We start from the raw sequence: 6,393 nt of genomic DNA, 5'->3' as shown, positions 1-6,393 counted from the left end.
TATCAATGGCTAAGTTTTAGTCTGAGATTGACAAACAGCGCTCCTAGTAATAGGGGCGCTTTTTGTTTGGGGAAAAAAAGATTTTTACTGCGGGCAGGCGAAGTATCGCAGCCGCCAATGGAGTTAGATCGAGCTTATTTGAGATGGCAATTCGCGGAGATAACTGTTCCCTCGCTTCTGGGAATTCCTGTTAGGCTGGATTGATGTCGGCTTCGGCTGGGAGACTCACTCATGATAAATTCAAGTTTCTTTAAACATCACAATACATTCATAATTTTCTAAATCTAGAAATAGGTCAATTTGCAAAGTTCCTATTTGTTCAAATCCATGCTTTTGGTGAAACATTAGGGAACGACTATTAGCTATGGGTGGGTAACAATAAATAGCGAAATAAATGAATTTGGAAAAACTTGATAAATTTCTTTATACATAAATTGAGCAACACCTCTACCCATCCAATCTAACTTTGTTGCTACTCTTTCGAGATAAAAATGCCGATCGCTTGTGACTCTTTTCTTAAAAGCCTCATCTTTCCAGATGATTTTATCCAAGATTTCATCAGATATTTTGGGTTGTGATATAGCCACAAATCCCAGAATTTCGCCATCGGCTTTAGCTGCGACAAAATATCTGCATGAATTATTTAAGCTTTTGACAATCTCATCTTCAGTAATTTGTGTTAGCAAAAAGCCGCGTTCGATAGACGTATTTTGACTGCGCGCATGAGAATTGTGAATATTGACGATCGCCTGTATGTCATCTCGATCCGCTTCTCTAAAAATTAGATATTCCATTGCATAGTGTGTAGGAACTCGGACAAGGGGCTTTAAGCCCCTTGCTACATGAGTATAATTCTACCGCAGAACCCTAGCTGCTGCCAATCCGAGCGACATCGCGAGTAATCGGTAGGGTGCGTCAGGCAAAAACCTGAAAATACGCCCGAAAATCTTGATGTCTGACGGACCCTACATAGCCTTTAAGTATTGTCAGCGATCGCGCGGATTCGTTGAGTCGCATAGTCTCTGTGACCATTGAGGTGGGCGATCGCCAGGCCGTATTTCTGCGCCGATTCTAGAGAAACGTCGGGAAGGTTGAGCAGCAATTCATCCCATGTACTGTGATTTTGTAAAGCCTCTACAACTACTGGAAGCGGCTCAGATAAAATGGTTTGAAAATCTGCTTCTTCTGGAAATTGAATTTTAAATGCTAATTGCTCTGTCGGAGGTGTGAATTGAGCGTTAACATCCTTGCGGTTGCCTCTTGCATCGACGCGATACCATCCAACTTCTGGCAAGTAAACTGCATTAAAACCGTGCAATGTGTAGGGCGCACCTTTGTCATCAATGCTCAATCTTTGGTAGCAAAAACCTGCGGGAATGTTGTTAGCCCTGAGCAATGCTGCTAATAAGTGACTTTTCCCAAAGCAATAACCTGTTTTGTGTTCCAGTACATCGGATGCGCGACAGGTGACGGGATTCATCTGATAGTCGTAGCTGTGGCGAATTTCATCTCTAACCCACTCAAAACAAGATTGGGCGATCGCCTTTGATGTATGATGTTTTGATGCTATCTTCTGAGCAAGTGCTAAAATTGCGAGATGATCGCGATCAATAATGTCAGTCGCTGCTAAATAGGTTTTCATTTCTGGAATCATTTTTCAGATACCCTTTCTGCCTGAGAACTGCTACAATTCTCTCATAAACCTGATGATTCTCCGAATCGAAGCAGCAAAAAGTTATGTTTTGAGGAGCGCCATTTTTTTGCATTTCTTCGTAGCATATTTTGACTGCAATCTCACCTGCTAGATCCTTGGGATATTTGTAAATGCCGGTGCTAATGCAAGGAAATGCGATACTGTCGAACTTTTGCTCGATCGCGATTTCCATACACTTGCGGTAACATTGGGCTAAGAGTTCCGGTTCTCCGCGATTGCCTCCCTGCCATACGGGGCCTGCGGTGTGGATGACGAAGCGTGCGGGTAAGCGATATCCTTTTGTGAGTTTAGCATCCCCGGTTTTGCATCCTCGGAGCGATCGACATTCGTCAACAAGTTCCGGGCCTGCTGCTTTGTGGATTGCGCCATCTACTCCACCACCTCTAAGCAAACTGGTATTAGCAGCATTGACGATCGCATCTACTTTGAGTTGTGTGATGTTGCCTAAAATAACTTGCATAAAATTAATTTAGCTTTAAAAGTTTATACCTATAATGATACAGATAAAGTGCGTGCGATCGCGAAATAAACAATTTGGAATCGCATCAAATCCCTGATTCAGTAAAAGCTAGATTCAAATCATCAATCAACCGCAATTGTTGGGCCCAATCTGTTAAGTAACCCCGATCCAAATTCTCAGATTGGACTTTCAGAATTCCCAAAACATCATTCCATTGTTTTTGAGACTGAGACTGTTGCCGCCCGAGCTGTTTTGCCAACACAATATCTTCAGGAGAAGCAACCCAAAATTGTTCTACACCAGCTTCGTCAAGCGCTTCTAATCGTCCTCTTGCCATTTTTGAGCGATCGAATTCAGTATGAGAATTCAGCACAATATCAGCGTTCAATACTGAAGTCATGTGAGTGACGCTCAACACCATCCCTCTACCCTCTTGAATATCTTCTACCGAACCCGGAGGGCAGTAAAAACCAGCCGTTTCTAGTGCTTCAACTAATTGAAAAATTTTGTCCCCGAGCAATTCAATTACTAAATCTAAATCGCGTGTTGTTCTCGGGTCGCCATAGACAGAAGCGGCAACGCCTCCTGTAATATAATAAGAGACACCTAATGTTTCAAAAATTGGGTGCAACAGTCTAGCAATTTCGCTGGGGTCTTGCGTCCACATAGAGGGCTCACTGGTGGGGGTTAAAATTGGTAACCACTTGCTACCTAATATCGATCGAGCAAATCGCTCTTTGTAGGTTGAGGGACAAGCTTTTTTCATCCCGCGCAAGCTAACAGTTTTTGCCCAACGAGTTAATTTTGCCCCCATTTGCCACCGTTGCGAATTGGTGAGTTGCCGCAGTAGGTAAAAATCAATTGCATCAGCTTCAGGAGTTTTATCATCCGACTGGGCACGGTATCCAGGTTTGATGGATATTTTCGGTATGGATTGAATCATTTTGCTTGTTGATTTCCCAAATTCTATACATGATATCAGTTAACCAGTCTAACTGTAGGTCTGTCTGCACTTGTGGGCGATCGCAAATAACTTCCAGGTAGTGTCGCAACTGCTACAGTGTTTCCCAACATATCCAAGAACTCAACGCTATAACCTGTTTCTAGTCCTTCAACGTGATGCTGTTCAACAACCGTACCGATATCGCCGGCATAAAGCCCTTCTTCTGGAAGGTTGAACAGCAAGATGACATCCGAATAAAGTTTATAGTTCATAATTATTCTGCTTCGGGAAATTTTTGCTCGTATTGGGCTAAAATTTCTCGAACTGTTTCGGCCGCGATGTCTGATAGGTCTGATTTAGAATAGATAGTCACCAAAACGATCGAATCGCTAGTTTTGAGGTAATAAATAGCACGGTAGCCAGCACTTTTGCCTTTTTGAATGTCGCTGTTTTTAATTCTGACTTTGAAAATTTCGTACTCCATTCCCGGAATGCGATCGCCCGGAAGTTCCCCCGCTTGAAGTTGTGCGATTACAGGCTGAATGTCTTTGCGAATGTTGCGATAGCGTTTGCCTAAATTTCGCAAGTCTCTTTGAAATCGGGGGGTGAGTTCAATGGCGATCGGTTGCGGATCAGTTGTCATCGATGCCGTCCCACAGTTGAGACAAGGGGAGAGTTTGTCCGGTAATTGCCTCATGGAAGCCTTGCTGAATCCCTTCGATAACTGTCTCAGTGGGGTCATCATCGGGATCGATATCAGTGTTTTGACGAATTTTTTGTTGCAGTTCTTTGAAGCGTCCTTTATAGATATCTTCCCATTTATCGGACTGCAAGAATTTGATAAAGGCTAAAACTTCTTGTTGTTGGTCTGGCGATAAGACCTTCACATTTTCCAAAATGGCTTGTTCGACGGTCATAATTATTCCTTTTTTTTGATTGCTATTCTACAATCTAGTAACAACATTATATCAAAGGGGTGGGGCAACAGCAATTCGAGGGTGAGTTCAATTGCGATCGGTTGTCGATCAATCAAATCGCAAATAACTTCCAGGTAGCGTCGCAACTGCTACAGTGTTTCCCAACAGATCGAAGAACTCAACGCTATAACCTGTTTCTAGTCCTTCACCGTGATGCTGTTCTACAACTGTACCGATATCGCCGCCATAAAGTCCTTCTTCTGGAAGGTTGAACAGCAAGATGACATCTGAATAAAGTTGATAGTTCATATAGTCCTCTGTTAACTTGTTAATCGGGAATCAACGTAATCAAACGGGGAAAATCTCTACCTCTATATTCCCAAGAAATTTTTGAGGGCGACTTTATACTTATTCTTCAACCGCTTGGAAACCAAACCACCCTGCTGGATCTGTTCCAGAACAGCCACTGAACAAGATCCTTTTGGAATAGGACTACCAGGCGTAATTAATCCAGCTAGTTCAGTAGCATTCATCTCACGAGCAAATTTGTAAGCTATCGCAGACTCACGGATTATAAAGCTTGGCACACCAGAACCTGGTAGGAGAATACAGGCATCTTCAGAATTAGGTCTGCGGCTAGTGACGTTAACGAAGAGATAGCTGCTTTCAGAAGTTTGTGCAATGGCAATATATAGATGTTCGCTGTTGGGAGGTGTATCCAGCAAAAAAGCATCTCCCAAATTAATGATGATGCTAGCCATTCAAAACCTCATCCAGATATGCCTCCCGGATAGCTGACTGCTGAATTTCGGCTATTTTTTCGTCAGTGTTACCCATCAAAACCCCGTCTAGATATGCCTCTCGGATGGCTGAATCCTGAATTTCGGCTATTTCTTCGTCACTCTTACCCACATTTTTTAGAATATCCTCTACAGCAATCGGAATGGCTGAACCGTGCGGATATTTCCATTCTGGAAGGTGATGAGTCCACTCAGCAACCAGAAAAGGATCGAGATGTCCAAAAGCTTGATAAACCTCTTGAATAATTTCCTCCTCCTCTTCACAAAGATCTGCATTCCCCGGATCGTCCAACAGGTAAACCAGATGTTCATTTTTCCTGGCAATGAACTTAGACCAGAGAGGTAAGGCATTATCAATGGGCTTCCCCTTAATCAGGTCATAAACACCACTGAGGACGGGACCATAATCCATAGATACATAACGATCGCCAGTAATCGGTTGCTCTATGCGTTGCAATGAAATACGGTCAGCTATGTAAAGCATCTTCAGTAAGCCTAAATATTTCATAGGCTCAACGTGCAGCTTTAAGAGCACTGCTGCTGCTTCAATAGCTTTCTCTGGATGAAACCGAAATTGGAGTGGCATAAGCATTTTGGAAGAGTGCTTCACAGTAGTACAACTTCATTGTAAACCATAATGATTTGTCAGTCATTAGTGCTTTGACAGAGCATAATAGAAATCTGTGTTACGACAGTATTCTCTTAATTGTTTCCGACTGATAAGCGGAAAACGCTCTATTAGAAAATCCTCAAAATTTTTTGAATCTCTCTTGACAGTAAAGCAAATATGTAGTATTTTAAATAAAAATAGGTACTTGTCTAGCAAATACGACTCAATATCTAGTTAACCCTGAAGTCCTCACTTGGAACCTTGGCAGAGAGTTTATCTGTTAGCGTGCAAGGTTAAGTTTTCGCGACAGCATTTTTTGAAAATATGTTCCGTTACCCTGCAGATTTAAATCATTTATAATGAGGAGATGATTAATGAACTATGCAAGTTTCTGGTCAAGATGTTTAGCTTCACTACTGGACGATATAATAGTGTATATTCTTGCTTACATGGCAGGTGCTGTAGCAGGTTCTATTTTTGGTGCAATTGGTGTAGCCACTACAGCAAGAGGATTTTCTGCACTAGGTTTTATGGTTGGTGTAGTAGTAGCCTGGTTATACGGCGCGCTTTTGGAAAGCTCTCCCAAACAAGCAACGTTGGGTAAGCAAGCATTAGGAATAGTAGTAACCGATTTGAATGGAGATCGAATATCCTTTGGCAGAGCGACAGGAAGACATTTTGCTCAGATGCTCTCAGCCCTACTCTTGTTGATAGGTTATCTAATGGCCGCTTTTACAGAGAAGAAGCAAGCGTTGCATGACATCATTGCTGGTACTCTTGTAGTCAATAGGTAGCTCTTTCAATTGGACATCTTCCAAAGATGATAGATTATTATCGTATTCAAGAAGGGGATTGGAGAGCGAGATACCATTAGAAGACGAGGTTAATTGGTTAACATTTTGGTAATCGATCGCTCGTGAGGAATAGGCAATTACTGCTGAGTAACAGC

General features: G+C 42.4%; 12 protein-coding genes. 2 read left to right on the top strand and 10 right to left on the bottom strand.

Features of this window, described 5'->3' with window-relative positions; genetic code table 11:
* On the top strand, positions 1–204 hold a 204-nt coding region (locus QUA44_RS05880; protein WP_333252053.1), incomplete at its 5' end, for a hypothetical protein.
* Positions 205–362: 158 nt separating this feature from the next.
* On the opposite strand, the gene QUA44_RS05875 is transcribed toward QUA44_RS05880, so the two are convergent.
* From QUA44_RS05875 to QUA44_RS05830, 10 genes are all read right to left on the bottom strand, one after another.
* A complete protein-coding gene (locus tag QUA44_RS05875; protein ID WP_333252052.1) occupies positions 363–794 on the bottom strand; it encodes a GNAT family N-acetyltransferase in 432 nt (143 codons plus the stop codon).
* 182 nt (positions 795–976) lie between these two features.
* A complete protein-coding gene (locus QUA44_RS05870; RefSeq protein WP_333252051.1) occupies positions 977–1,654 on the bottom strand; it encodes a transglutaminase family protein in 678 nt (225 codons plus the stop codon).
* The gene (locus QUA44_RS05865; RefSeq protein WP_333252050.1) at positions 1,617–2,174 is read right to left on the bottom strand and encodes an O-acetyl-ADP-ribose deacetylase; all 558 of its coding nucleotides are present in this window, start codon (positions 2,172–2,174) and stop codon (positions 1,617–1,619) included. The genes QUA44_RS05870 and QUA44_RS05865 overlap by 38 nt, the downstream gene beginning before the upstream one ends.
* A gap of 85 nt (positions 2,175–2,259) precedes the next feature.
* Entirely contained in the window at positions 2,260–3,117 is an 858-nt protein-coding gene (locus QUA44_RS05860; RefSeq protein ID WP_333252049.1) for a hypothetical protein, read from the bottom strand.
* 35 nt (positions 3,118–3,152) lie between these two features.
* Positions 3,153–3,389, bottom strand: a complete 237-nt coding sequence (locus QUA44_RS05855) for a DUF4926 domain-containing protein (protein WP_333252048.1) — start codon at positions 3,387–3,389, stop codon at positions 3,153–3,155.
* Positions 3,390–3,391: 2 nt separating this feature from the next.
* Entirely contained in the window at positions 3,392–3,760 is a 369-nt protein-coding gene (locus QUA44_RS05850; RefSeq protein ID WP_333252047.1) for a type II toxin-antitoxin system RelE/ParE family toxin, read from the bottom strand.
* Positions 3,750–4,034 (bottom strand): DUF2281 domain-containing protein, encoded by a 285-nt coding sequence (locus tag QUA44_RS05845; protein WP_228049972.1) that lies wholly within the window; start codon positions 4,032–4,034, stop codon positions 3,750–3,752. The genes QUA44_RS05850 and QUA44_RS05845 overlap by 11 nt, the downstream gene beginning before the upstream one ends.
* Before the next feature lie 108 nt (positions 4,035–4,142).
* Positions 4,143–4,343 carry a DUF4926 domain-containing protein gene (locus tag QUA44_RS05840; RefSeq protein ID WP_333252046.1) on the bottom strand — a complete coding sequence of 67 codons (201 nt, stop codon included), beginning with the start codon at positions 4,341–4,343 and terminating at the stop codon, positions 4,143–4,145.
* 62 nt (positions 4,344–4,405) lie between these two features.
* Complete coding sequence (locus tag QUA44_RS05835; protein WP_333090368.1) at positions 4,406–4,795, bottom strand: hypothetical protein; 390 nt, start codon at positions 4,793–4,795, stop codon at positions 4,406–4,408.
* Entirely contained in the window at positions 4,788–5,420 is a 633-nt protein-coding gene (locus tag QUA44_RS05830) for a Panacea domain-containing protein (RefSeq protein WP_333252045.1), read from the bottom strand. The genes QUA44_RS05835 and QUA44_RS05830 overlap by 8 nt, the downstream gene beginning before the upstream one ends.
* Before the next feature lie 398 nt (positions 5,421–5,818).
* Between QUA44_RS05830 and QUA44_RS05825 the strand changes: the two genes are divergently transcribed.
* Positions 5,819–6,238 carry an RDD family protein gene (locus tag QUA44_RS05825; RefSeq protein ID WP_333252044.1) on the top strand — a complete coding sequence of 140 codons (420 nt, stop codon included), beginning with the start codon at positions 5,819–5,821 and terminating at the stop codon, positions 6,236–6,238.
* The last annotated feature ends 155 nt before the right edge of the window (positions 6,239–6,393 follow it).

It is taken from the genome of Microcoleus sp. N9_A2, assembly GCF_036701775.1.
Taxonomy (GTDB): Bacteria; Cyanobacteriota; Cyanobacteriia; order Cyanobacteriales; family Microcoleaceae; genus Microcoleus.
This window is presented reverse-complemented; position numbering and strand designations above follow the sequence as displayed.